Below are 21842 nucleotides of genomic sequence, written 5' to 3' on the forward strand. Positions count from 1 at the left end.
CGTCGGAAGCGACCTTGTCAATAAGTTCATGATATGTTCTTATTCCCAGATGGCAAACATCCCCGGACGCGGCGCAACGCACAACCAGGCAAGCAGCCGGTTCAACCTGGCCGCGCGCGAGGCGGACGGCGACTGGCTCGACGCCGCGCAGGCAATCGACGGACCGGCCCAGAAGCTACGCACCAGCGTTTCGCTGATCACGCCCCGCACGATCATCTCGCGCAACGCGTCGCCCGACATCGCCTTCTCCCAGTCGATCAACGCCTATGCCGGCTGCGAGCATGGCTGCATCTATTGCTTTGCCCGGCCGACCCACGCCTATCATGACCTGTCGCCGGGACTGGATTTCGAGACGCGCCTGTTCGCCAAGCCGGATGCAGCGACATTGCTGCGCAAGGAATTGTCGCACCGGAACTACAGCGTCTCACCGATCGCCATGGGCACGAATACCGACCCCTATCAGCCGATCGAGAAGGATTGGGAGGTCACGCGCCAATTGCTGGAGGTGATGGTGGAATGCCGCCATCCGGTGTTCATCACCACCAAGTCCGACCGCATCCTGCGCGACATCGACCTGCTGGCCGATCTGGCGCGCGACAATCTGGTCGCGGTGATGATTTCGGTAACCTCGCTCGATCCCAAGGTCGCGCGCACGCTGGAGCCGCGCGCGCCCCATCCCGAACGACGGATCGCCGCGATCAATCGCCTGGCCGAAGCCGGCGTGCCGGTATCGGCCAACATGTCCCCGATCATCCCGGCGATCAACGATCATGAGATCGAACAGGTGGTGGCGCGACTTGCCATGGCCGGCGCGCAGGACGTCAACTACATCCTCGTCCGCCTGCCGCATGAGGTCGCGCCGCTGTTCCGCGCCTGGCTGGAAACCCATTATCCCGATCGCGCCGCCAAGGTAATGGCGATGATCCGCGACATTCGCGGCGGCCGCGACAATGATCCCGATTTCGGCAGCCGGATGCGCGGCCAGGGCGTCTGGGCCGACCTGACCCGCACCCGCTTCATCAAGGCACGGCGCAAGGCCAATCTGGGGCAGGCGCGAATCAGCGTCCGCACCGACCTGTTCAGGCCGCCCGAGGGCGCGCAGATGCGGCTCTTCTAGAGGTCGATCAAATCTCGACCTGGCTGCCCAGTTCAACCACGCGGTTGGTCGGCAGGCGGAAGAACTCCATCGCGCTTTCCGCGTTGCGGAGCATCCAGGCGAAGATCTTCTCGCGCCACAGCGGCATACCGGGATTGGCCGAAGGCAGCAGCGTCTGGCGCGCCAGGAAGAAGCTGGTGTCCATCATCTTGAACGCCTGGCCGCAGCCGGTCACATTCTTGAGCGCGGCCGGAACATCCGGCTCCTGCATGAAGCCATATTGCAGCACCAGACGGAAGAAGCCGCGCCCCAGATCCTCCAGCTTGCAGCGGCCGTCATCCTCGACCACCGGCACATCCTTGATCTTGACGGTCAGCAGGATCACCCGCTCATGCAGCACCTTGTTGTGCTTGAGATTATGCAGCAGCGCATGCGGCACGCCATCGGGCGTCGAGGTCATGAAGACAGCGGTGCCCGGCACGCGCACCGCACTGTTAGCGGCCGAAGCCACGAATACCGGGATCGGCATCGCTGCCTCGCGCAGCCGTTCCTGCACCAGCCGGCGCCCGCGCGACCAGGTGGTGAGCAAGGTGAAGACGACGAAGCCGATCAGCAGCGGGAACCAGCCGCCGTCGGGTACCTTGGTCAGATTGGCCGCCAGATAGGCGCCATCGACCAGGTAGAAGACGGCAAGCAGCGGCGCGGCATAATACCATTTCCAGTGCCACAAGCGGTACAGCACCACGGTCAGCAGCACATTGTCGATGAACATCGCACCGGTGACGGCAATGCCATAGGCTGCGGTCAGGTTGGACGAGGTCTTGAACACCAGCACAAGCAGGATGACCATCACCATCAGTCCCCAGTTGATCAGGGGAATGTAGATCTGGCCGGCCGTCGAGGCGCTGGTATGCTCGATCCGCAGACGCGGCATGAAGCCGAGCTGGATCGCCTGCTGCGTGACCGAGAAGGCACCGGATATCACCGCCTGCGACGCGATGATCGCCGCCAGCGTGGCAAGGCCGATCAGCGGCAGCTGCATCCATTGCGGCGCGAGATTGTAGAAGGGGCTGTGCAGCGCCGCGGCGCCCTCCCGGAAGAGCAGCGCGCCCTGCCCCATATAGTTGAGCATCAGCGCCGGCAGCACGAAGATCAGCCAGGACACGCGGATCGGGCTGCGGCCGAAATGGCCCATATCGGCATAGAGCGCTTCGGCGCCCGTCACCGCCAGCACGACCGAGCCCAGCGCCAGGAAGGCGGGCAGCGGATCGGTGGCGAAGAACATGACCGCCCAATAGGGATTGAAGGCGTAGAGAATGCCCGGCGTCTTGACGATGCTGAGCACGCCGAGCGACGCGATCGTCACGAAATAGATCAGCATGATCGGGCCGAACAGGGTCGCGACTTTGTTGGTCCCCAGACCCTGGATCCAGAACAGGCCGAGCAGGATCAGCACCGCAACCGGCAGGATCGCCGGTGCCAGGTTGGCGTTGTAGACCGCCAGACCTTCCACCGCCGACAGCACGGAAACCGCCGGCGTGATCATCGAATCGCCGTAGAAGAGGGCGGTCGCGAACACGCCCAGCAGCACGATGCCGCGCGACCAGCGCTGTGTCTTGGTCTGGCCGTTGATCAGCGCCAGCAGGGCCAGGCTGCCGCCTTCGCCCTTGTTGTCGGCGCGCATGATGATGCTGACATATTTGAGCGTCACGACCAGCATCATCGACCAGAACATCAGGCTGATGACGCCCAATATATGGTCGGGATCGAGGTCGAGATGATGGTGCCCCGCAAAGGTTTCGCGGAAGGCGTAGAGCGGGCTGGTGCCGATATCGCCGAAGACGATGCCGATCGCGCCGACGACCAGCTTGGCCGTGGCTTTCTGGCGGGCATGGCCATGCCCTTCCTGCTCGCCGTCTTCGGGGACGGCGACCGCGCTGTCATCAGCCATGAAGGAAATGCCCGATCATCAATATCATGTCGCAACCCTTGCCAGGGCAATTCTCATTCCAAGGACGGAGCCCAGCAAACCGCCGGCCCCTACCATGGGCACAGGGTTCACGCAATGATCGCCCCGATGCGGATCATCGCGAAGCCGCATCCATCGCCAGCATAGCATCGATACGCGCGATATTGGCCTGCAGTTCCGCCTTGATCTTGCTGCCTTCGGGCGCCGATTGCGCCAGCGGCAACCATTGTTTGCGCGCGGCGTCCAACTGCCCGGCTTGCGCCAAAGCAAGCCCATAGAAATAGCGTGGCGCCGGCCCTTCCGGGTCCAGCCGCAACGCCTGGCGATAGGCATAGTCCGCCGCTGGCGCGACCACGCCATCGGCATGCGCGACCAGCGCATTGCCCATGCCCAGCCACAGATTGGCGTCTTCCGGCGTCTGCTTGAGGCCGGAGAGCAGGATATTGGCCGCCTCCTTGGTCAGGCCGCGCCGCCCGTAGGAATCCGACATGATCAGCCATTGGCCAGCCGGGCCATAGCGCTCCGCCAGACTGCGGCGTCGCTCCGCCAGTTTCTCATCGAACTGCGCTTCCTTCTCGGCCGCGACCTGACGCGGCGCGCCAGCAAGGCCGGGATGCCCCTGCCAGGCATAGCCCGCGAGGCCGACCAGAAGAGCGGCGGCAACGATCTCCCGCGTCACGCGCGGGATACGCCCGATGAAGCAGAGCGCCGCCATGGCGAGGATGGCGATGCCGAAAGCGATGATCCAGCCCGTCATGCCCGCGGCCTCCGCTTGATCCGTCCGCGCATCAACAACAGCCCTAATGCAAGCAACACGATCGGCGCCGCCCAGAGCGGCCAGAGGATCGGCGCGGTCGTCGGCTCATAGCTCACCCAGTCGCCATAGCGCTCGATCAGCCAGCGCCTGATATGCTCCGGCTCCTCCCCCGCCCTGATCCGCTCGCGTATCTCGGAGCGCATGTCGCCCGCCATGCTGGCGTTCGAATCGGCGATCGACTGGCTCTGGCAGGTAAGGCAGCGGATGGTTTCCATCAGCGCCTTCGCCTTGCGCTCCAGCACCGGGTCATCAAGCTGCCGGTCGGCATAGGGCGCGGGCGGCAGAGCGGTCTGCGCCTGAACCGGCGCTGTCAGCATCAACAGGAGAAGAGAAAGCAGCCCCCGCATCATTGCGCGTCCTTCAGCCGTTGCAGCAGCATCGGCACGTCATCGGCGCGGATGTCGCCAATATGCTGATAGGCAATCCTGCCCTTGCCATCGATCACGAAGGTTTCCGGCACGCCCGACGAGCCCAGCGCGATCTGCACGCCACTGCGCGCATCCAGGCCGATCCGGCCATAGGGATTGCCGTTGCGCGCCAGGAAGGCGTCGACATCGGGCCGGGCATCACGGATTGCAATCGCATCGATTTCCACCCCAGCCTGCTTGAGCGCCATCAGTTGCGGCGCCTCCGCCGCGCAGGGAATACACCAGCTGGCAAAGATATTGAGCAAACGCGGCTTGCCATCCGCCAGTTGCGTGCTGGCAAGCGCCGGCCGATCGCTGGCGGCAGCCGGCAGGGTGAAGGCCGGCAAAGCCTGGCCGATCAGCTTGGAGGTGATGACACGGTCATCCGGCTTGAACAGGCCGGTGGCGAACAGCGCGAAGAAGCCGAGGAACAGGACAAGCGGTAGCCAGATTAGCAGCTTCCTCATGCCATTACCCTCCGCGCCCGCCATTTCATCAGCCAGCCGCGCCGCTCTCGCCCGACCAGCGCCAGCAGACCGCCCAGCGCGATCATGATGCCGCCCAGCCAGATCAGCGTCACGAACGGCTTCCACCAGATCCGCATCTGCCAGCGGCCGGCATCGGCTTCCTGCCCCAGCACGACATAGAGCTGGCCATTCCACCGGGTCAGCAGGGCCGCCTCGGTCGTGGTCGTCGGCGGCGAGGCGAAGAAGCGCGACTGCGGATGGATCACCACCGCCCGGCCGCTGCGCTCCGCAATGACGTCCGCCTGCAAAGCCGTCCAATTGTCGCCGGCAAGTGGCAGGATACGCTGGAAGCGCAGCGTCCAGCCGGCCGTCTCGATGCTGTCGCCCGGTCGGACTGCCACCAGCTTCTCGACCGTGAACGCCGAATCGCAGGCCATGCCCGCCAGGCTGACGGCACAGCCCAGATGGGCGATCACCATGCCATAGGTGAAGAGCGGCGTGCGGCGCAGGTTGCGCTTCCACAGCGGCGCGAGCGATCCTACGCCGACGGCCAGCGCCACCACCAGCCCGCAATAGGGCAACAGGCCGATCCGCCCCCAGGCCAGCGCACCGACCAGCACCACGGCCGCCAGTGCGACCGCCGCCGGAATGAGCATCCGCCCGGCCACGGCGCGTGCCTGATCCCGGCGCCAGCGGGTGAGCGGCCCCGCCGCCATCACGATCAGCAGGATGAGCGCGATCGGCCCGGCAATGCGATCGAAATAGGGCGCGCCAACCGACACCTTGTGCCCGAATGCTTCGGTCATCAGCGGGTAAAGCGTGCCGATCAGCACCAGCCCGAGGATCACCGAGAGTAACAGGTTGTTGACCACCAGGAAGGTTTCGCGGCTGACCAGTTCGAACGGCGCGCCCTCGCGCACCGTGCCGATCCGCCAGCCGAACAGGGCCAAGGCTCCGCCAATATAGAGTGCCAGCAAGGCCAGGATGAAGCTGCCACGCTCGGGATCGACGGCGAAGGCATGGACGCTGGTCAATATGCCCGACCGGACCAGGAAAGTGCCGACCATCGACATGGAGAAGGCGACGACGGCCAGCATCACCGTCCAGGCGCGCAGCGCGTCGCGGGTCGCGAGCACGGTCACGCTGTGCAGCAGTGCGGTCGCCGCCAGCCAGGGCATCAGCGACGCATTTTCGACCGGATCCCAGAACCACCAGCCGCCCCAGCCCAGCTCATAATAGGCCCAATAGCTGCCCGCCGTGATGCCAAGCGTCAGCATCACCCAGGCGGCCAGCACCCAGGGCCGCATGGCGCGTGCGAACGCCGCATCCACCTGCCGCGTCAGCAAGGCCCCGACCGCGAAGGAGAAGGCGACCGACAGACCGACATAGCCGAGATAGAGCGTCGGCGGATGGAAGGCGAGGCCGGGATCCTGCAGCAACGGGTTGAGCCCCTGCCCGTCCGCCGGTGCCGGGGAAATGCGGGCGAAGGGATTGGAGGAGAAGAGCAGGAAGGCATAGAAGCCCAGGCTGATCGCCGCCTGCGCACCCAATGTTGCCATATGCGCGTCACGCTTCAACGCCCGCTCGAACAGCGCCACGGCCGCGCCGGCGACGCCCATCACCGTGACCCACAGCAGCATCGACCCTTCATGATTGCCCCAGGTTCCGGCGAACTTGTAGAGCCAGGGCTTGGCCGAATGGCTGTTGGTCGCCACCAGCAGCACCGACATGTCGGACCGCAGGAACAGGCTGATCAGCGCGACAAAGGCAGCGGCCGTCAGCACGCCCTGCAAAATAGCGACGGGTCGAACGGCGCCCAGCACCTCGCCCTTGCCGCCCGCCAGCCCCATGCCGACCAGAAACAGCTGGAGCAGCGCGAGGACCGCGGCAAACCACAGGGCGGCGAGACCGGCTTCGGCGATCATGGCGCGGCCTTCATCTCATGCGTGGTTTCATTATAGGTCATGCCGTCCAGTTCGCGCGGCATGTAGCGTTCGTCATGCTTGGCCAGCAAATTGGTCGCGACGAACCGCCCCTGCCGGTCGAAAGCGCCCTCCGCCACGACACCGCTGCCTTCCTTGAACAGGTCGGGCGCGATGCCGCTGAAGGTCGCCGGCACGGTCGCCTTGCCGTCGGTCACGTCGAAATTGATCGTTACGCCATCGGCCGCACGCTTGAGGCTGCCCTTCACCACCATGCCGCCCAGACGGATCGCCTTGCCGGGTTCCACACCCTTGGTCTTCACGTCGTTGGGCGCATAGAAATAGGCCGCCTCGTCCTTCAGCGCCGATACGGCGAGCAGCCCGGCGCCGATGATCGCCACCAGCGCCGCGAGCGCCAGGATCAGCCGTTGATGCTTGGCCTTCATGTCCGGTCAGACAGTCGTTCGGCCTGACGTTCCGCCGATCGCATCGCGCGCCAGCTGGCGATGGTGACGATCGCCGTGCCTACGGCCGTCACGGCATAGGCGGCGATCACGAAAGCCCATTGGTTCATCTCTACCCTCTTGTCAGGCGCTGCATCCGCGCCTCGACCTTATTTTGTGCCAATATTGCCCGCATCCGCATCAGCACGATCGCCGCGAACAACAAGGTGAAACCGAACAGCGTCAGGCCGAGTGGCCAGAGCAACGATCCGTCGATGCTCGATCCCCGCATCGTGATGCTGGGCCCCTGGTGCAAGCTGTTCCACCAGACCACGGAACGGTTGATGATCGGGATGTTGATCGCGCCGACCAGGCCGAAGATCGCCGTCACCGGGCTGACCCCGCCTTGCCCCTGCCGCGCCGATGCGTTGGCCAGAGCGATATAGCCGAGATAAAGGAAGAGCAGGACCAGCATGGAGGTCATGCGCCCGTCCCATTCCCACCAGGCGCCCCAGGTCGGCCGGCCCCAGATCGAACCGGTCATCAGGCAGATGGCGGTGAACAACGCGCCCGGCGCCGCGATCGCGCGTCCGGCCACGGAAGCCAGCGGATGGCGCCACACCAGTTGCATCAGCCCGGACACGGCAATGCCGGTCCAGCCAGCCATGCCCAGCCACGCGGCCGGCACATGTATATAGAGTATGCGCACCGTATCGCCCTGCAGATAATCCGCCGGCGTCAGGAACAGGCCCGAAGCGCAGCCGGCCAGCAGCAGCACGAGGCCGGGCCAGAACAGCCAGCCCGTCATCGGACGAGCGATCTTCAGGAAGCGGGCGGGATTGGCAAAACGGTGCATGAGTACAGGTTTCTTAGCGACACCCGAACGCCAACGCCAGTGGCCGTTTAGCCCATGGAAAAGCCGGCAAAACGCAGCGTTGCCACGATTGGCCACGCTTTTTTGTTACAGGCAGGCGACAAATCGACCGGGAAGGACTATATGCGCGCGAAAGGTCGCCCCAGAGGGGTGGTCAGGAACGGCAATGGACCCGCTCACACCCATGATTACGACGAATCCTTTCGACGACGACAAGTTGCGCGAAGAATGCGGCATTTTTGGCGTATCTGGCGCAGAAACCGCGTCCGCGATGGTAGCGCTCGGCCTTCACGCCCTGCAGCATCGCGGCCAGGAAGCGGCAGGCATCACCAGCTGGGACGGGCATGATTTCCATACCCATCGCGCCATGGGTCATGTCGCCGGCAATTTCGACCGCGACGAGGTGATTCGGGGCCTTCCCGGCGACACAGCCTGCGGCCATGTCCGTTACTCGACTACCGGCGAGACCTCGCTGCGCAACGTCCAGCCGCTCTATGCCGAACTCAATTCCGGCGGTTTCGCGGTTGCCCATAACGGCAATATCTCCAACGCGATGAAGGTCCGCCGCGAACTGATCCGCCGCGGCTCCATCTTCCAGTCGACCTCGGACACCGAAGTCATCATCCATCTGGTCGCTACGTCCAATTATCGCACCCTGCTCGACAAGTTCATCGACGCGCTCAAGCAGATCGAAGGCGCTTATTCGCTGATCGTGATGACCCCCGAGGGCATGATCGCCTGCCGCGATCCGCTCGGCATCCGCCCGCTGGTGATGGGCAAGCTGGGCGATTCGACCATCTTCGCTTCGGAAACCGTCGCGCTCGACGTGGTCGGCGCCGACTATGTCCGCTCGATCGATCCGGGCGAACTCGTCATCGTCACAAAGGATGGCGAAATGCGCTCGATCCGCCCGTTCGGCGAAGTGCATCCGCGTCCGTGCATCTTTGAGCATGTCTATTTCAGCCGCCCCGATTCGATCATCGACAATTCCAGCGTCTATTCGGTCCGCAAGGCGATCGGCGCGCAGCTGGCGATCGAAAATCCGGTCGAGGCCGACTATGTCATCCCGGTGCCCGACAGCGGTGTGCCGGCCGCCATCGGCTATGCGCAGGAATCGGGCATCCCGTTCGAACTGGGCATCATCCGTTCGCACTATATCGGCCGCACCTTCATCCAGCCGGGCGACAAGGTCCGCCACCTGGGCGTCAAGCTGAAGCATAATGCCAACCGCGCCCTCATCCAGGGCAAGCGCATCGTGCTGATCGACGACTCGATCGTGCGCGGCACCACCTCGCTGAAGATCGTGCAGATGATGCGCGAAGCGGGCGCCGCCGAAGTGCATATGCGCATCGCCTCGCCGCCGACCAAGCATAGCTGCTTCTATGGCGTCGATACGCCCGAGCGCACGAAGCTGCTGGCGCACAAGCTGGACATTGGCGGCATGCAGGACTTCATCCACGCCGACAGCCTGGCCTTCATCTCGATCGACGGCCTGTACAAGGCGCTGGGCGAGGCGAAGCGCGCCGACATCCGTCCGCAATATTGCGACGCCTGTTTCACCGGCGACTATCCGACCAAGCTCACCGACCAGGATGAAGCCGTGGTCGAAAACCAGTTCGAACTGCTGGCAGAACGGGTCTCCTGATCCACGGGCAAGGCCCGACCGGGCGGGGTCGCACGACCCCGCCCTTTCCTTTTCCCACGACGACACCCGGCATCGGTCGGGGCGAACGGAGAGCCGATGTCTGATACCTTGCCGCTGTTCGGAAAACTTGCGCTCGTCACCGGCGCCAGCCGGGGCATCGGCGCCGCGACGGCAGAGGCACTGGCCGCAGCCGGCGCCCATGTGATCCTGACCGCGCGCACCAGCGGCGGACTGGAAGAGGTGGAAGACCGCATTCACCAGGCCGGCGGCAGCGCCACCATCGCGCCGCTCGACCTGATCGACGGCGAAAGCATCGGCCGCCTGGCCCAGGCCATTTCGGGCCGCTGGAAGGCACTGGACATCCTTGTCCTCAACGCAGCGACGCTCGGGTCGCTGGCATCGGTTCCGGCGATTGATGCCAAGGAATTTGCCCGGCTGCTGATGCTCAACATCGCTGCGCCCCAGGCGCTGATCGCCGCCTTCGATCCGATGCTGCGGGCCAGCGCCGACGCGCGGGTGATCGCGCTGACATCCTCGGTCGGCGCCACGCCGCGCGCCTATTGGGGCGCCTATGGCGCGTCCAAGGCGGCACTCGAAACGCTGGTCGGCGCCTATGGCGAGGAGGTGAAGAACATCTCCGCCATCCGCACCCATATCGTCGATCCCGGCGCCACCCGCACCGCGATGCGCGCCCGCGCCTTCCCCGGCGAGGATCCGGCAACGCTCAAGGGGCCGGAGACGGTCGCCAGGGCCATCCATGATCTGGCGCTGAGCGATGCGCCGAACGGCCATCGCCTGCGCGTCGAGGGTTAAGCGGCCGGCTTTGCCAGCGTGACCTGGGCGACATCAATGGTCCCGCCCCGGAAACCGCCTTCGCAATACATCAGATAATAGCGCCACAAGCCGACGAAATGCTGGTCGAAACTGGCCGGCAACCGTCCCTCGTCGATCGCCCGATCGAACCGCTCGCGCCAGCGGCGCAGCGTTTCGGCATAATGACCGCCGAAATGGCGCGCGTCGCGCCATTCCAGCCCCCGCTCCTGCGCCAAGGCCCGAAAACGACTTTCGGATATCAGCATGCCGCCGGGGAAGATGTAGGTCTGGATGAAATCGGCGCCGCGCACATAATGATCGAAGATCGCATCGTCGATCAAAATATACTGGATCGCGGCGCGCCCGCCGGGCTTCAGCAGGCGCGCAACCGCATCCAGATAGTCGGGCCAATAATGCTGGCCGACCGCCTCCACCATTTCCACGCTGGCAATGGCGTCATATTGGCCCTGCGCGTCGCGATAGTCGGTCAGGTGGATCTGCGCGCCGGATCCCAGCCGATCGCGCGCATAATCAGCCTGCTCGACCGACAGGGTCAGCCCGTCATATCGGATGGCGCAGCGCTCCATCGCCTGTTCGGCGAGGCCGCCCCAGCCGCATCCGATTTCCAGCAGCGCCTGTCCGTCGCGCAGGTCCAGCCGTTCCAGCAGGGCATCTACCTTGCGCTGCTGCGCCCGTTCCAGACTTTCGATCCGATCCTCAGGATTGAGGAACAAGGCACTGGAATAATTCATATTCCTGTCCAGCCATAGGCTGTAGAAGTCATTGCCCAGATCATAATGGAAGGCGATGTTCCGACGCGAGCCGTTACGGTTGTTCCGCCGCGCCCAGTGCAGCAACCGTCCTGCCCAGCGGGCCGGCCCATGAGGCCGGGCAACGCGGCCCAGCGATACCGCATTGGCCATGAACAGCGCGAACAGCGGCACCGGATCGGCACTGCGCCACTCGCCCGCCGCCCAGGCGCGATACCAGCCCGCCGAGCCACCCATCGCCAGTCGCACCAAGGCGCGCCAGTCGACCAAGTCCACAACACAGTCGAACCCTGGCGCCCGCCCGCCCAGCAGCCGGCGCGTGCCGTCCGGCAAAGTGGCGTCCAGCGAGCCCTGCTCCAGTCCCAGGTCGATCCGATCGAGCATGCGATGGAAAAGCGGCGCGAACAGGCGCGCGCGCCATCCCGGCGTCCGGTCTGCCGGCGGTCGCCGGATCGACAATGCGGCCTTGCCGCGACGGGGGTCGACTGCATTCATCGGGCCTCTTTCTGCCCCATGCCGCGCGTCGCTGCAATCACCCCTTCATCTGGCGATAGGCCGCCAGCGCGCGCTCGCGACCCTCGCGATGGCCAATCCGCTTTTCGGGATAGGATGATGGCCTAACCCCATGAAAATCCGGATCATGGATGACGCGATCGTCCAGATGCGCCAGTTCCGGCACCCATTGGCGGATATAGTCGGCGGCATCGAACTTGTCCGACTGGGTCAGCGGCGCCATGATCCGGGTGAAGAGATTGGCATCGACGCCGCTGCCCGCCACCCACTGCCAGTTGACGCTGTTATTGGCATAATCCGCGTCGACCAGCGTGTCCCAGAACCAGCGCGCGCCATGGCGCCAGTCGATCAGCAGATGCTTGATGAGGAAACTGGCCGCGATCATCCGCACCCGATTGTGCATCCAGCCCGTCTGCCAGAGCTGGCGCATGCCGGCATCGACGATCGGATAGCCGGTTTGCCCTCGTTTCCACGCGGTCCAGTCGCCCCGCGCCTCGCGCAGATCCCGCCAGTGCATCGCATCGAAGGCCGGCTGGGCATTTTCCGATCCATAGGTCGGCAGGGCCGAGACCTGATTATGCGCGTAATCACGCCAGATCAGTTCCTTGAGATAGACGGTCGCGTCCCCCGGCGCCTGCGCCACCCGATGCCAGACCTTGGCGGGCGAAATTTCCCCGAAATGGAGATGCGGGGACAGGCGGGACGTTCCCTCCTGCGACGGCAGATCGCGCGCGACCGCATAGTCGCCGACCTCGCCCAGAAAACTGTCGAGATAGCGCTTTGCCCCTTCTTCGCCCGGTGACCAGTCGGCAGGGAAGCCGCTCGCCCAGTCCGGATCGCGCGGCAGCAGCGTCCAATCCTCCAGCCTGTCGCTAACCGGCCAGTGCGATGGCGCCGCGATCCGCTGCGGCGCTGGCTGTGGTGGCGCGGGTGGCATGTGCAGCATCACCGCGCGGAAAAAGGGCGTGTAGATGCGATAGGGCGTCCCGCCACCCGTCCGCACCGCCTCCACTGGCAATAGCAGTCCGCCGTCATGAAGCCGCAAGTCGATCTGCCTTGCGACCGCCTTTTCAGCATTGCGCCACCAGGGCTCATGATGGCGGATGGCATGCACGACCTGCGCACCACTTTCCTCGGCCACCTGCGCCAGAACATCGGCGCAGCGTCCGCGCCGCAGGATCAATCGCGAGCCCTTGGTCCCCAGTCGCTCGTCCAGGCTGGCAAGGCTGTGATGCAGCCACCAGCGCGACGCACCACCCATCGCCCATTGGCGCGGGCTTTCATCGTCAAGGATATAGAGCGGAATGACCGGGCCGGCCTGCGCGGCAGCGGCAAGCGCCGCCTGATCCGAGAGGCGCAGATCCTGGCGGAACCAGATTATGGTGGGGGATGGCATGATCGCCAAATGCCTGCCTAGTCCCCCGGTTCCAAATGAATTTTCCGCGCCCTTCCGGGAGATGACCTGCAAATCCGATGAATGTCGATTCGGCCAATGGACGCGCGCATCGCCGCCGCCTATTCTGGAACCCAATACACTAGCCATGGGTCGCCAACCGGCCATGGCTGCAGCGATGCAGGGGAAGACATGGCGTCGATGCCAGATAATGCAGAACTGAATTACCGGCCGTGCGTCGGGATCATGCTGGTCAACATGGCGGGCAAGGTCTTCGTGGGTCAGCGCCTCGATAATGTCGTGGAAGCCTGGCAGATGCCGCAGGGCGGGATCGACGAGGGCGAAGACGCCAAGGCGGCGGCGCTGCGTGAGCTGGGCGAAGAGACCGGCATCACGCCCGAACATGTCGAGATCATCGCCAAGAGCCGCGACGAGCATTTCTACGACCTGCCGCCCGAACTGATCGGCAAGCTGTGGGGCGGCAAATATCGCGGCCAGCGCCAGATCTGGTTCCTCGCCCGCTTCCTGGGCAAGGACAGCCATATCGACATCCAGACCAAGCATCCCGAGTTCCGGGAATGGAAATGGGCAGCGCCCGAAACGCTGCCGGAACTGATCGTGCCGTTCAAGCGCAAGCTTTACCGCGACATATTGCAGGAATTCCACGACTTGATCTGATGGGGGCTTAAAATCCCCGGTCGGTTCGCTATGACAGCGGGATGCGTCACTGTCTGGCTATCCTGCCCTTCCTCTTTGCCACCCAGGCGTGGGCCAATGCGCCCGCGCTGCTGCCGCCGTCCGTCCGCGAAATGCTGGAGGCGGCGATTGCCAATGGCAATGAGACGGAAATCGCGACCGTCGCCAAGATCGCCAAGCAGACCAATCCGCAATCGGCCGACCAGATCCAGCAGATGGTCAACAGCTGGAAGGAACGGACCAAGGCGACCCATGACACGGTGATTCGCGAAGCGCGCTTCACCGAATTATGGACCGGCAAGCTGGAGGCCGGCGGCTTCCGCTCGACCGGTTCGACGAGCGAAATCGGCATCAGCGCCGCGGCGCAGGTCAAGCGCGAAGGGCTGGAGTGGAGCCATAAGCTTAGCGCCACGGTCGATTATCGCCGCGCCAATGGCGTCACCTCGCGCGAACGCTACACCGCCAGCTATGAGCCGCGCTATCAGTTCGATCCGCGCGGATTCGCCTATGGCCTGACCCAGTTCGAACGCGATCCCTCGATCGGCTATGACGAGCGCTACACCGCCTCGGCCGGTATCGGTTACAAGGTGATCGTCAGCAAGCCGATCGACCTGTCGCTCGATGTTGGCCCGTCCGTCCGTCATGCCAAATATGTGATCGGGCCGCGCGAAACCAAGCTCGGCGCGCGTGCATCGATGGACCTGGCCTGGCGCCTGGCGCCCAATGTCACCTTCAAGCAGACCGCTGCAGGTTATGCGGAAACTGACGTATTTTCAGTCAATTCCCTGACACAGTTGCAAACCAAGGTGAGCACGCGCCTGTCCGCTGGCCTCTCCTATACGGTGCAGTATGAGTCGGAGACCCTGCTGTCCGCGCGCGACTTCGACACGCTCAGCCGCCTGACCCTCAGCTACGATTTCTGATCGGGGTGGAGCAGGCGCCCGCGCTCTGATAGACCTCCGGGATGAACGGCATCCACCCGCCCGTAACTGCCCCTGAAACCGCCCTGCTGGAACAGGCCGCCGCCGCGCCGATGCTGGCACAGGTCGAGGCATGGGCCAGCATCAACAGCGGATCGCGCAACCTGACCGGGCTCGCCGCCATGGCTGCCACGCTCGCCGACGCCTTTTCGGTGCTGCCGGGCGAGGTAGACTTGATCGACCCCGATCCGGTCGAAACCGTGGCGCCCGATGGGGGGATATCGGTGATCCGTCATGGTCAGCATCTTCGCCTGACCGTCCGCCCCGATGCGCCGGTCCAGCTGCTGCTGACGGGCCATATGGATACGGTCTTCCCGGCCGACCATCCATTTCAGACGCTTCGCTGGCTAGAACCCGGCGTCCTTAACGGCCCCGGCGTCGCCGACATGAAGGGCGGCATCGCCGTCATGCTCGCCGCCCTGACGGCAATCGAGCATAGCGAGGCGACCCGGACGCTCGGCTATCAAGTCGTGATCAACAGCGACGAGGAAGTCGGCAGCCCCTCCTCCGCCGCCCTGCTCCGTCAGGCCGCAGCCGGCAAGCGCGCCGCCTTCACCTATGAACCCGCCCTGCCCGATGGGACGCTGGCCGGCGCGCGGGCGGGCAGCGGCAATTTCTCGATCATCGTCACCGGCCTCAGTGCCCATGCCGGTCGCAATCCCGACGATGGCCGCAATGCCCTGCTCGCGGCCGCCGACCTTGCCCTGCGGCTGAAGGCTGGCAGCGGCAGCGGCTTTTCCTGCAATCCCGCCAAGATCGACGGCGGCAGCCCCAATAATGTCGTGCCCGACCATGCCGTGCTGCGAGTCAATTTCCGCCCGCGCACGCCGGACGATGAAATCGCAGCCCGCGCCTTGCTGGATCAGGCCATGGCCGATGTCGCCCGCGACCATGGCGTCAGCCTGCATCTCCATGGCGGCTTTGGTCGCCCACCCAAGCCCATGGATGCCAAGGCCGAGCGCCTGTTCGGCCTGGTCAGGCGCTGCGGCACGGACCTCGGCCTCGACATCGGCTGGCGCGACACCGGCGGCGTGTGCGACGGCAACAATATCGCGGCCTGCGGCGTCCCGGTGGTCGACACCATGGGCGTGCGCGGCGGCAGCATCCATAGCGATGCCGAATTTCTGATCAGCGACAGCCTGGCCGAACGCGCGCAACTGTCCGCTCTGGCGCTGCTGCGGATCGCCCAAGGACAATATTGAGAGAGAGGACCGCCTTTTGAGTTTCTACATGCGCACCGCGCGAGCGGACGACCTGCAGACCCTGTATGAAATGGCGAAGCTGACCGGCGGTGGCTTTACCAACCTGCCGCCCGATCGCGCCGCCCTGACCGCCAAGCTGGAACGCACCGAACAGGCGCTCAGCCGGCAGGATGGCGGGATCAAGGATGATCTGATCGTCTTGGTGCTGGTCAATGCGCAGACCGGCCAGGTGCGCGGCACCTGCCAGATTTTCAGCACGGTGGGGCAGAGTTGGCCCTTCTATTCCTATCGCCTGGGCGTGCTGACCCAGCATAGCCGCGAACTGGCCCGCACCTTCCGCGCGCAGATGCTCTCGCTCACGACCGATCTGGAAGGATCGACCGAGGTTGGCGGCCTCTTCCTCCACCCGCGCGAACGGGCCGAGGGGCTTGGCCTGCTGCTCGCGCGCAGCCGCTATCTCTATATCCGCAACCATCGCGATCGCTTCGGCGACCGGGTGATTGCCGAATTGCGCGGCGTGATCGACGAAGCGGGCGGCTCGCCCTTCTGGGACGGTCTTGCCGGTCGTTTCTTCGGCATGAATTTCCAGGAAGCCGACGAGTTCAACGCCGTCAACGGCAACCAGTTCATCGCCGACCTGATGCCCAAGACGCCGATCTACACCGCGATGCTGACCGACAGCGCCCGCGCCGTCATCGGCCTGCCCCATCCCAATGGTCGCGCGGCTATGCGGATGCTGGAGACCGAGGGCTTCACCAACGCCGGCTATGTCGACATTTTCGACGGCGGCCCGACCATGGTGGGCCAGATCGACCAGCTCCGCACCGTGGCCCAGGCACGCGACGTGACGCTGGCGGCCACCCATGACAAGGGCGGCGACAAGATGCTGGTGTCGACCGGCCTGCTGGCCGATTATCGCTGCACCTATGGCTATGTGCAGGAGGGCGAGGATGGCAGCATCTCGCTCGACGCAGCCAGCGCCACGCTGCTGCAACTGGACGTCGGACAGGCATTCACCATGGCGGGGCGGGCATGAGCGTGCGCGAGATCAATTTCGACGGGCTGGTCGGCCCCAGCCATAATTATGCCGGTCTCAGCCTTGGCAATCTGGCGTCGTCCCGCAATGCCGGCGCGGTATCGCACCCCCGTGCGGCGGCCCTGCAAGGGATAGAGAAGATGCGCGGCAATCTGCGCCTCGGCCTTGCCCAGGGTATTTTCCTGCCGCAATGGCGTCCTGACGGCGCCTGGCTCGCGACCCTTGGCACCGACATCAGCAATGCCGATCCGCATGTCCGCGCCGCCGCCATGTCGGCCTCGTCGATGTGGGCCGCCAATGCCGCGACCGTTTCGCCGGCCGCCGACACGGCCGATGGCCGCATCCACCTGACCGTCGCCAATCTCGTCACCATGGCGCATCGCAGCCATGAATGGCCCCAGACGCTGGCGCAACTGCGCCTCGCCTTTTCCGACACCCGCGCCTTTGCCGTGCATGGCCCGATCCCCGCCCCCTTTGGCGACGAAGGCGCGGCCAACCATATGCGCCTGAGCGACAGCCATGGCGCACCGGGCGTCGAGGTGTTCGTCTATGGCCAGTCGGGCGGCCCCTTCCCCGCCCGCCAGCATGTCGAGGCCAGCAAGGCCGTGGCCCGCATCCACGGCCTCGATCCGGCCCGCACCCTGTTCGTGCAGCAGTCGCAGGAGGCGATTGCCGCCGGCGCCTTCCACAATGACGTCGTCGCCGTCGCCAATGAGCGCGTTCTCTTTACCCATGAACAGGCCTTTGCCGACAAGCAGGCCTTCTACGCCTCGCTGCGCACGCTGTTGCCGTCGGTCGAGATCGTCGAAGTGCCTGCCAGTGCCGTCAGCCTGGCCGACGCGATCAAGAGCTATTTGTTCAACGCGCAGCTCGCCACGCTTCCTGACGGCACCATGGCGCTGATCCTGCCGAGCGAGGCGCAGACGGTCCCGGCCGTATGGACCTGGCTGGAACAGATGATCGCCGGCAATGGCCCGATCCGTCGCCTCATCCCGGTCGATGTGCGTCAGTCCATGGCCAATGGGGGCGGCCCCGCCTGCCTGCGCCTGCGCGTGGTCGCGGATCCAAAGGATATCGACCCGCGTTTCCTGGTCGATGAGGCGCGCCTGGATGAAATCGCCCGCATCGTTTCGGACTATTGGCCCGAAACCATTGCGCCCGACGACCTGTCCGACACGCGCCTTATTGCCCGGATCGAACAATCATGGTTAAGCCTTGTTGACCATTTGCAACTTTCGGGCGACTTAATGCCTTAGAAGATGGACGAAAGCCTCGGATGAGTCTGATGGAACGGATCAAACGCCTCTTCACGATCAAGACCAAGTTCGAGGCTTTCCTCGTCATCTATGCGCTTGCGCTGGGCGCCAGCGAGCGCGGCGTCGTCTATATGCATCAATATCCCGGCGTCGGCGGCCAGTTGCTGGCCCTCGCCTGCTCCGGTGCCGTCTTCATGGCGGGCGGAAAAATGCTCGATGCCCTGGAACTCCAGCGCAGTTACGGCTCTTTACACTGTTTGAACACCATTGCTCGCAAAGCAACACCAGTTCGCCGCACATAAGGGATATTACTTAGCCGTCATCCGTTGGTGGGGGTCTTTGTGCCTGCACCCAGATTTGGGAGAGGGTCAATTATGCCGGACGACATAAGCGACAGGAGTGTCACCGCTGCGGAGCTGGTCCGCAACTTCGCCCATTGGCGCGAGATCGGTGCGCGACACCCCCTGCTGATCACCCATCATGGCCGCGAAACCCATGTGTTCATGGGGCTGGACCGGTTCAAGGCGCTCGCCAGCCAGGACGAGTTCGACCAGAATCCGGATCGATTGCGCGAACTGGCGGTGCGCATGGCCCAGGGCCTGATCCTGTGCCGCGCCGATTTTCGCATCGACCTGATCAATCCGGTCGCACTGGCCATGGCACGGCGCTGGGACCGTCGGCTGGAAGGACAGATGCTTTGGGACGCGCTGCCCGAACTGGTCGGCACGCTGACCGAGGCGCATGCCCGGCATAGCCAGGTGTCCGGCGAAATCAGCGCTGCGGATATTCCCTCCCCCTTCCGCGACGATAGCTGGCTCCACGTCGAAACCTTTCCCTTCGCCGACGGGATCGGCCTGCTGCTGCGCGACATCACGTCGGACGTGCAACGCCATCGCCTGGCCGACGTCAAATCGGCCATTCTCAAGGCGATGGGCATTCATGGCGGCGTTGGTTATGCCCGCCTCTCCAACCGGGGTTTCATCGAATATGTCGATGCCACCATCTGTACCCTGGTCGGGCTACCCGAAGCTCGCCTGATCAACGCCTATATGACCGACCTCATCGCCCTGCCACAGCGGCCGCAATTCCGCCAGGAACTGGAAGCCGTGCTGCGCGGCGAGGGCGACCGCCGGGTCCAGGCCCATCTGCTCACCAATGGCGGCGCCTTGCTTCCCATGGAGGGCGCCCTCGTTCAACTGCGCGGCACCTACGGAACGGAGGGCGTCGTGCTGGTAATGACCCCGCCCTGCTTGAGCGAAAACGACCAAGCCGGACCCCAATGATGTAAAATCCAGCGGTCATAGCGGATTTGTCCGTGTAGACCGTTCAGTATCTCCCCGAAATGTCCGAAAAGCCCCGAAAATGCGGCTTCGGATTTACACAATTCGCACAAAATGTGCGCGAATTTCGCATACCGCTTTTTGAATGTTGCGCCTTTATTGGAGTGACATGCGGAACCCTCCCCTCCATGCGGTGCTTCGCCTCGCCCGACTAGGCCAGGCCATGTCCCGTCATGAGCGTGGCAGCGTGCTTGTCGAAGCCGCCTTCGCCCTCCCCCTGATGATCATCCTGTTGCTCGGCATCCTGCTCTATGGTGGCTGGTTGATGACCGCCCATAGCCTGCAGCAGGCGGCCAATGACGCGGCACGCGCGGCCGTGGCCGGCATGACCGCGACCGAGCGCCGGGCGCTGGTCGACGAAAGCGTCAATGCCAGCCGCCCATCCTTTCCGCTGCCGGGGGCACAGACGATCGGCGTCGCCGCCAATTCCAATAGCGGCTATTATACGGTCACCCTGACCTATAATCTCAGCAACGCGCCCTTCTTTTCCGCCGCCATCTTTCCGATGCCCGCTGCCCAGATCCAGCGGAGCGCCGTCGTGCGGATCGCATCATGAGCCAGCCGCACAAGCGCATGCGCAACCTGCTCGTCGACAAGCGCGGCGGCATCAGCGTTCTGCTGGCGGGATCGCTATTCATGCTCGCCGGCGCCGCCACGGTGGCCGTCGATCTGGGATCGGTCTATCTCGCCAAGCGCCAGTTGCAGGGCGTGGCCGATGCGGCTGCGCTGGCGGCCAGCAGTGGCGGGCGATCGGCCGCCGAAGCCTTGCTGACCAAGAGCGGCGTGCCTGGCGTGTCCCTGGTGGCGGTCCAGACCGGTTATTATGACCAGAACAGTGCAGTCGCGGTCGGCAATCGCTTCGTATCGGGCGACCCGCGTGCCAGCGCGATCCAGGTCCAGGTCCAGCGACGCACCCCGCTGTTCTTCGGCCGCCTGCTGGTCGGCAAGGATGGCGTCGATGTGCGCGCCCATGCCACCGCCGCGCGCTCCGACGCCGCTGCCTTCTCCATCGGCACCGGCCTTGCCTCGCTCAGCGGCGGCCTGCCAAACATGCTGCTGTCCGCCCTGGCCGGGACGGAACTCAATCTGTCGGTCATGGACTATCAGGGGCTGGCCAATCTGAACGTCGACCTGCTCCATTTCGCCGACGCGCTCAAGGTCCGCACCGGACGCAATGATGCCGCTTATGGCGAATTGTTCGGCGCCAATATTCCCTTGTCCGACGTCATCGGCGCCATTGCCGACACTGCGGACAATAGCGGCACGGCCGCCCTGCTCCGCAATATCGGCGGGAAACTGCCGGGCAAGAGCGTCCGCCTCAGCGATGTCATAGATCTGGGACCGATGAAGGGGACCGGAAGTTCGACCGGCCAGCCCAGCCTGCTGCTCGACTCCTTCTCGATGCTGCGCATGGTGCTGAGCCCGCCATCCTCGACCGCCGTGCCACTGGACCTGACCCTGAATGTTCCGGGTCTCACCAGCACGCGGCTGAAGCTCATCACCGGCACCGGCCAGGCCAGCACCCCCCTGATCAGCATCACCAACGACAAGAATTTCATCCTGCGCACGGCGCAGACCCGCATCTTCCTGGAGAGCCGGGTCGCAACCTTGCTGACCGGGATCGCGACGATCCGCATCCCGCTCTATGTCGAACTGGCATCGGCCGAAGCGCAATTGTCGAATATCGTCTGCGATCAGGGTGCCATCAACAATGGCGTGACGCTGGCGGTCAAGCCGTCGATCGGCACGGCGGTGATCGGTGACGTCGATGAAGCCGCGCTCACCAATTTCGCGACGCCCGCCAATCCGCGTACCGCGACTCTGGCCTCGGTCCTCGGATCGCTGACCCAGGTCCATGCCTATGCCAATGTCGCGCTGGGCGGCGTGACCCAGCAGAATGTGCTGTTCACGCCCAGCGATATTTCCGGGCAGCAGAGCAAGACCATCAGCACCCAGGATCTGACCCAGGGGGTCGCCTCCAGCCTGGCCAACCAGACCAAGGTCACGGTCACGCTCGCGGGCCTGCAACTGCCGCTCAGCCCCCTGATCTCGCCCGTCATGGGCCTTCTGGGTGAAACGGCGCAGATTCTCGACGGCTTGCTAAACAACCTCACCGCCATCCTTGGCGTGAAGCTCGGAACCGCAACGGTCAAGGTCCACCAGATGCGGTGCGGGATGCCCACCTTGGTCGCCTGATGCGCTA

22 protein-coding genes are annotated in these 21842 nt (G+C 64.6%); 12 read left to right on the forward strand and 10 right to left on the reverse strand.

Features of this window, described 5'->3' with window-relative positions:
• The first annotated feature begins 49 nt into the window (after positions 1-49).
• A complete protein-coding gene (locus U0025_RS10240) occupies positions 50-1117 on the forward strand; it encodes a PA0069 family radical SAM protein (protein ID WP_004207278.1) in 1068 nt (355 codons plus the stop codon).
• 7 nt (positions 1118-1124) lie between these two features.
• Here the strand turns inward: U0025_RS10240 and U0025_RS10245 are convergent, their stop codons facing one another.
• From U0025_RS10245 to ccmC, 8 genes are all read right to left on the reverse strand, one after another.
• Complete coding sequence (locus tag U0025_RS10245) at positions 1125-3047, reverse strand: potassium transporter Kup (RefSeq protein WP_004207279.1); 1923 nt, start codon at positions 3045-3047, stop codon at positions 1125-1127.
• Between the two features lie 133 nt (positions 3048-3180).
• Positions 3181-3822, reverse strand: coding sequence for a tetratricopeptide repeat protein (locus U0025_RS10250; protein WP_004207280.1), 642 nt, complete (start codon positions 3820-3822; stop codon positions 3181-3183).
• The gene (locus U0025_RS10255) at positions 3819-4229 is read right to left on the reverse strand and encodes a cytochrome c-type biogenesis protein (RefSeq protein ID WP_037491606.1); all 411 of its coding nucleotides are present in this window, start codon (positions 4227-4229) and stop codon (positions 3819-3821) included. Before U0025_RS10255 ends, U0025_RS10250 begins: the two co-directional genes overlap by 4 nt.
• On the reverse strand, positions 4229-4756 hold the full coding sequence (locus U0025_RS10260) for a redoxin family protein (protein WP_004207282.1): 528 nt from the start codon (positions 4754-4756) through the stop codon (positions 4229-4231). Before U0025_RS10260 ends, U0025_RS10255 begins: the two co-directional genes overlap by 1 nt.
• Positions 4753-6681 (reverse strand): heme lyase CcmF/NrfE family subunit, encoded by a 1929-nt coding sequence (locus U0025_RS10265; RefSeq protein ID WP_004207284.1) that lies wholly within the window; start codon positions 6679-6681, stop codon positions 4753-4755. Before U0025_RS10265 ends, U0025_RS10260 begins: the two co-directional genes overlap by 4 nt.
• Positions 6678-7124, reverse strand: coding sequence for a cytochrome c maturation protein CcmE (gene ccmE / locus U0025_RS10270; RefSeq protein WP_004207285.1), 447 nt, complete (start codon positions 7122-7124; stop codon positions 6678-6680). The genes U0025_RS10265 and ccmE overlap by 4 nt, the downstream gene beginning before the upstream one ends.
• Entirely contained in the window at positions 7121-7252 is a 132-nt protein-coding gene (gene ccmD, locus U0025_RS10275) for a heme exporter protein CcmD (protein WP_004207286.1), read from the reverse strand. The genes ccmE and ccmD overlap by 4 nt, the downstream gene beginning before the upstream one ends.
• A 2-nt stretch (positions 7253-7254) precedes the next feature.
• Positions 7255-7977, reverse strand: coding sequence for a heme ABC transporter permease CcmC (gene ccmC / locus U0025_RS10280; protein ID WP_004207287.1), 723 nt, complete (start codon positions 7975-7977; stop codon positions 7255-7257).
• A gap of 202 nt (positions 7978-8179) precedes the next feature.
• Here ccmC and purF point away from each other — a divergent pair, with 202 nt between their 5' ends.
• Positions 8180-9640: an amidophosphoribosyltransferase gene (purF, locus tag U0025_RS10285; protein WP_017499557.1), complete on the forward strand. Its 1461-nt coding sequence runs from the start codon at positions 8180-8182 to the stop codon at positions 9638-9640.
• 96 nt (positions 9641-9736) lie between these two features.
• The gene (locus U0025_RS10290; RefSeq protein ID WP_004207289.1) at positions 9737-10453 is read left to right on the forward strand and encodes an SDR family NAD(P)-dependent oxidoreductase; all 717 of its coding nucleotides are present in this window, start codon (positions 9737-9739) and stop codon (positions 10451-10453) included.
• On the opposite strand, the gene U0025_RS10295 is transcribed toward U0025_RS10290, so the two are convergent.
• Together U0025_RS10295 and U0025_RS10300 are read right to left on the reverse strand one after the other, a co-directional pair.
• Positions 10450-11718 (reverse strand): SAM-dependent methyltransferase, encoded by a 1269-nt coding sequence (locus tag U0025_RS10295; RefSeq protein WP_004207290.1) that lies wholly within the window; start codon positions 11716-11718, stop codon positions 10450-10452. The two genes, U0025_RS10290 and U0025_RS10295, sit on opposite strands and share 4 nt — an antisense overlap.
• A 37-nt stretch (positions 11719-11755) precedes the next feature.
• Positions 11756-13132 (reverse strand): cryptochrome/photolyase family protein, encoded by a 1377-nt coding sequence (locus tag U0025_RS10300; RefSeq protein ID WP_004207291.1) that lies wholly within the window; start codon positions 13130-13132, stop codon positions 11756-11758.
• A gap of 189 nt (positions 13133-13321) precedes the next feature.
• Here U0025_RS10300 and U0025_RS10305 point away from each other — a divergent pair, with 189 nt between their 5' ends.
• The 9 genes from U0025_RS10305 to U0025_RS10345 all read left to right on the forward strand — a co-directional run bounded on the left by U0025_RS10305 (position 13322) and on the right by U0025_RS10345 (position 21835).
• The gene (locus tag U0025_RS10305) at positions 13322-13807 is read left to right on the forward strand and encodes an RNA pyrophosphohydrolase (protein WP_004207292.1); all 486 of its coding nucleotides are present in this window, start codon (positions 13322-13324) and stop codon (positions 13805-13807) included.
• A 41-nt stretch (positions 13808-13848) separates the two neighbouring features.
• Positions 13849-14748: a DUF481 domain-containing protein gene (locus U0025_RS10310; RefSeq protein ID WP_004207293.1), complete on the forward strand. Its 900-nt coding sequence runs from the start codon at positions 13849-13851 to the stop codon at positions 14746-14748.
• A gap of 41 nt (positions 14749-14789) precedes the next feature.
• Complete coding sequence (locus U0025_RS10315) at positions 14790-16007, forward strand: hydrolase (protein ID WP_004207294.1); 1218 nt, start codon at positions 14790-14792, stop codon at positions 16005-16007.
• 16 nt (positions 16008-16023) lie between these two features.
• Entirely contained in the window at positions 16024-17043 is a 1020-nt protein-coding gene (locus tag U0025_RS10320) for an arginine N-succinyltransferase (RefSeq protein ID WP_037490166.1), read from the forward strand.
• Complete coding sequence (locus U0025_RS10325) at positions 17040-18299, forward strand: N-succinylarginine dihydrolase (protein ID WP_004207296.1); 1260 nt, start codon at positions 17040-17042, stop codon at positions 18297-18299. Before U0025_RS10320 ends, U0025_RS10325 begins: the two co-directional genes overlap by 4 nt.
• 29 nt (positions 18300-18328) lie before the next feature.
• On the forward strand, positions 18329-18601 hold the full coding sequence (locus tag U0025_RS10330; RefSeq protein ID WP_004207297.1) for a hypothetical protein: 273 nt from the start codon (positions 18329-18331) through the stop codon (positions 18599-18601).
• A 72-nt stretch (positions 18602-18673) separates the two neighbouring features.
• On the forward strand, positions 18674-19582 hold the full coding sequence (locus U0025_RS10335) for a PAS domain-containing protein (RefSeq protein ID WP_004207298.1): 909 nt from the start codon (positions 18674-18676) through the stop codon (positions 19580-19582).
• 220 nt (positions 19583-19802) lie between these two features.
• Complete coding sequence (locus U0025_RS10340; RefSeq protein ID WP_004207299.1) at positions 19803-20195, forward strand: TadE/TadG family type IV pilus assembly protein; 393 nt, start codon at positions 19803-19805, stop codon at positions 20193-20195.
• Positions 20192-21835 (forward strand): TadG family pilus assembly protein, encoded by a 1644-nt coding sequence (locus U0025_RS10345; RefSeq protein ID WP_004207300.1) that lies wholly within the window; start codon positions 20192-20194, stop codon positions 21833-21835. Before U0025_RS10340 ends, U0025_RS10345 begins: the two co-directional genes overlap by 4 nt.
• Positions 21836-21842 lie beyond the last annotated feature (7 nt).

This window comes from Sphingobium yanoikuyae (genome assembly GCF_034424525.1).
Lineage (GTDB): Bacteria > Pseudomonadota > Alphaproteobacteria > Sphingomonadales > Sphingomonadaceae > Sphingobium > Sphingobium yanoikuyae.

Coding starts and splice junctions, on each gene's coding strand:
- ccmD (WP_004207286.1), bottom strand. CDS start 7,252: ATGAACCAATGGGCTTTCGTGATCGCCGCCTATGCCGTGACGGCCGTA.
- ccmC (WP_004207287.1), bottom strand. CDS start 7,977: ATGCACCGTTTTGCCAATCCCGCCCGCTTCCTGAAGATCGCTCGTCCG.
- U0025_RS10315 (WP_004207294.1), top strand. CDS start 14,790: ATGAACGGCATCCACCCGCCCGTAACTGCCCCTGAAACCGCCCTGCTG.
- U0025_RS10330 (WP_004207297.1), top strand. CDS start 18,329: ATGGAACGGATCAAACGCCTCTTCACGATCAAGACCAAGTTCGAGGCT.
- U0025_RS10255 (WP_037491606.1), bottom strand. CDS start 4,229: ATGCGGGGGCTGCTTTCTCTTCTCCTGTTGATGCTGACAGCGCCGGTT.
- U0025_RS10335 (WP_004207298.1), top strand. CDS start 18,674: ATGCCGGACGACATAAGCGACAGGAGTGTCACCGCTGCGGAGCTGGTC.
- U0025_RS10305 (WP_004207292.1), top strand. CDS start 13,322: ATGGCGTCGATGCCAGATAATGCAGAACTGAATTACCGGCCGTGCGTC.
- U0025_RS10325 (WP_004207296.1), top strand. CDS start 17,040: ATGAGCGTGCGCGAGATCAATTTCGACGGGCTGGTCGGCCCCAGCCAT.
- U0025_RS10345 (WP_004207300.1), top strand. CDS start 20,192: ATGAGCCAGCCGCACAAGCGCATGCGCAACCTGCTCGTCGACAAGCGC.
- U0025_RS10310 (WP_004207293.1), top strand. CDS start 13,849: ATGCGTCACTGTCTGGCTATCCTGCCCTTCCTCTTTGCCACCCAGGCG.
- ccmE (WP_004207285.1), bottom strand. CDS start 7,124: ATGAAGGCCAAGCATCAACGGCTGATCCTGGCGCTCGCGGCGCTGGTG.
- U0025_RS10265 (WP_004207284.1), bottom strand. CDS start 6,681: ATGATCGCCGAAGCCGGTCTCGCCGCCCTGTGGTTTGCCGCGGTCCTC.
- U0025_RS10245 (WP_004207279.1), bottom strand. CDS start 3,047: ATGGCTGATGACAGCGCGGTCGCCGTCCCCGAAGACGGCGAGCAGGAA.
- U0025_RS10340 (WP_004207299.1), top strand. CDS start 19,803: ATGTCCCGTCATGAGCGTGGCAGCGTGCTTGTCGAAGCCGCCTTCGCC.
- U0025_RS10260 (WP_004207282.1), bottom strand. CDS start 4,756: ATGAGGAAGCTGCTAATCTGGCTACCGCTTGTCCTGTTCCTCGGCTTC.
- U0025_RS10300 (WP_004207291.1), bottom strand. CDS start 13,132: ATGCCATCCCCCACCATAATCTGGTTCCGCCAGGATCTGCGCCTCTCG.
- U0025_RS10250 (WP_004207280.1), bottom strand. CDS start 3,822: ATGACGGGCTGGATCATCGCTTTCGGCATCGCCATCCTCGCCATGGCG.
- U0025_RS10240 (WP_004207278.1), top strand. CDS start 50: ATGGCAAACATCCCCGGACGCGGCGCAACGCACAACCAGGCAAGCAGC.
- purF (WP_017499557.1), top strand. CDS start 8,180: ATGATTACGACGAATCCTTTCGACGACGACAAGTTGCGCGAAGAATGC.
- U0025_RS10295 (WP_004207290.1), bottom strand. CDS start 11,718: ATGAATGCAGTCGACCCCCGTCGCGGCAAGGCCGCATTGTCGATCCGG.
- U0025_RS10290 (WP_004207289.1), top strand. CDS start 9,737: ATGTCTGATACCTTGCCGCTGTTCGGAAAACTTGCGCTCGTCACCGGC.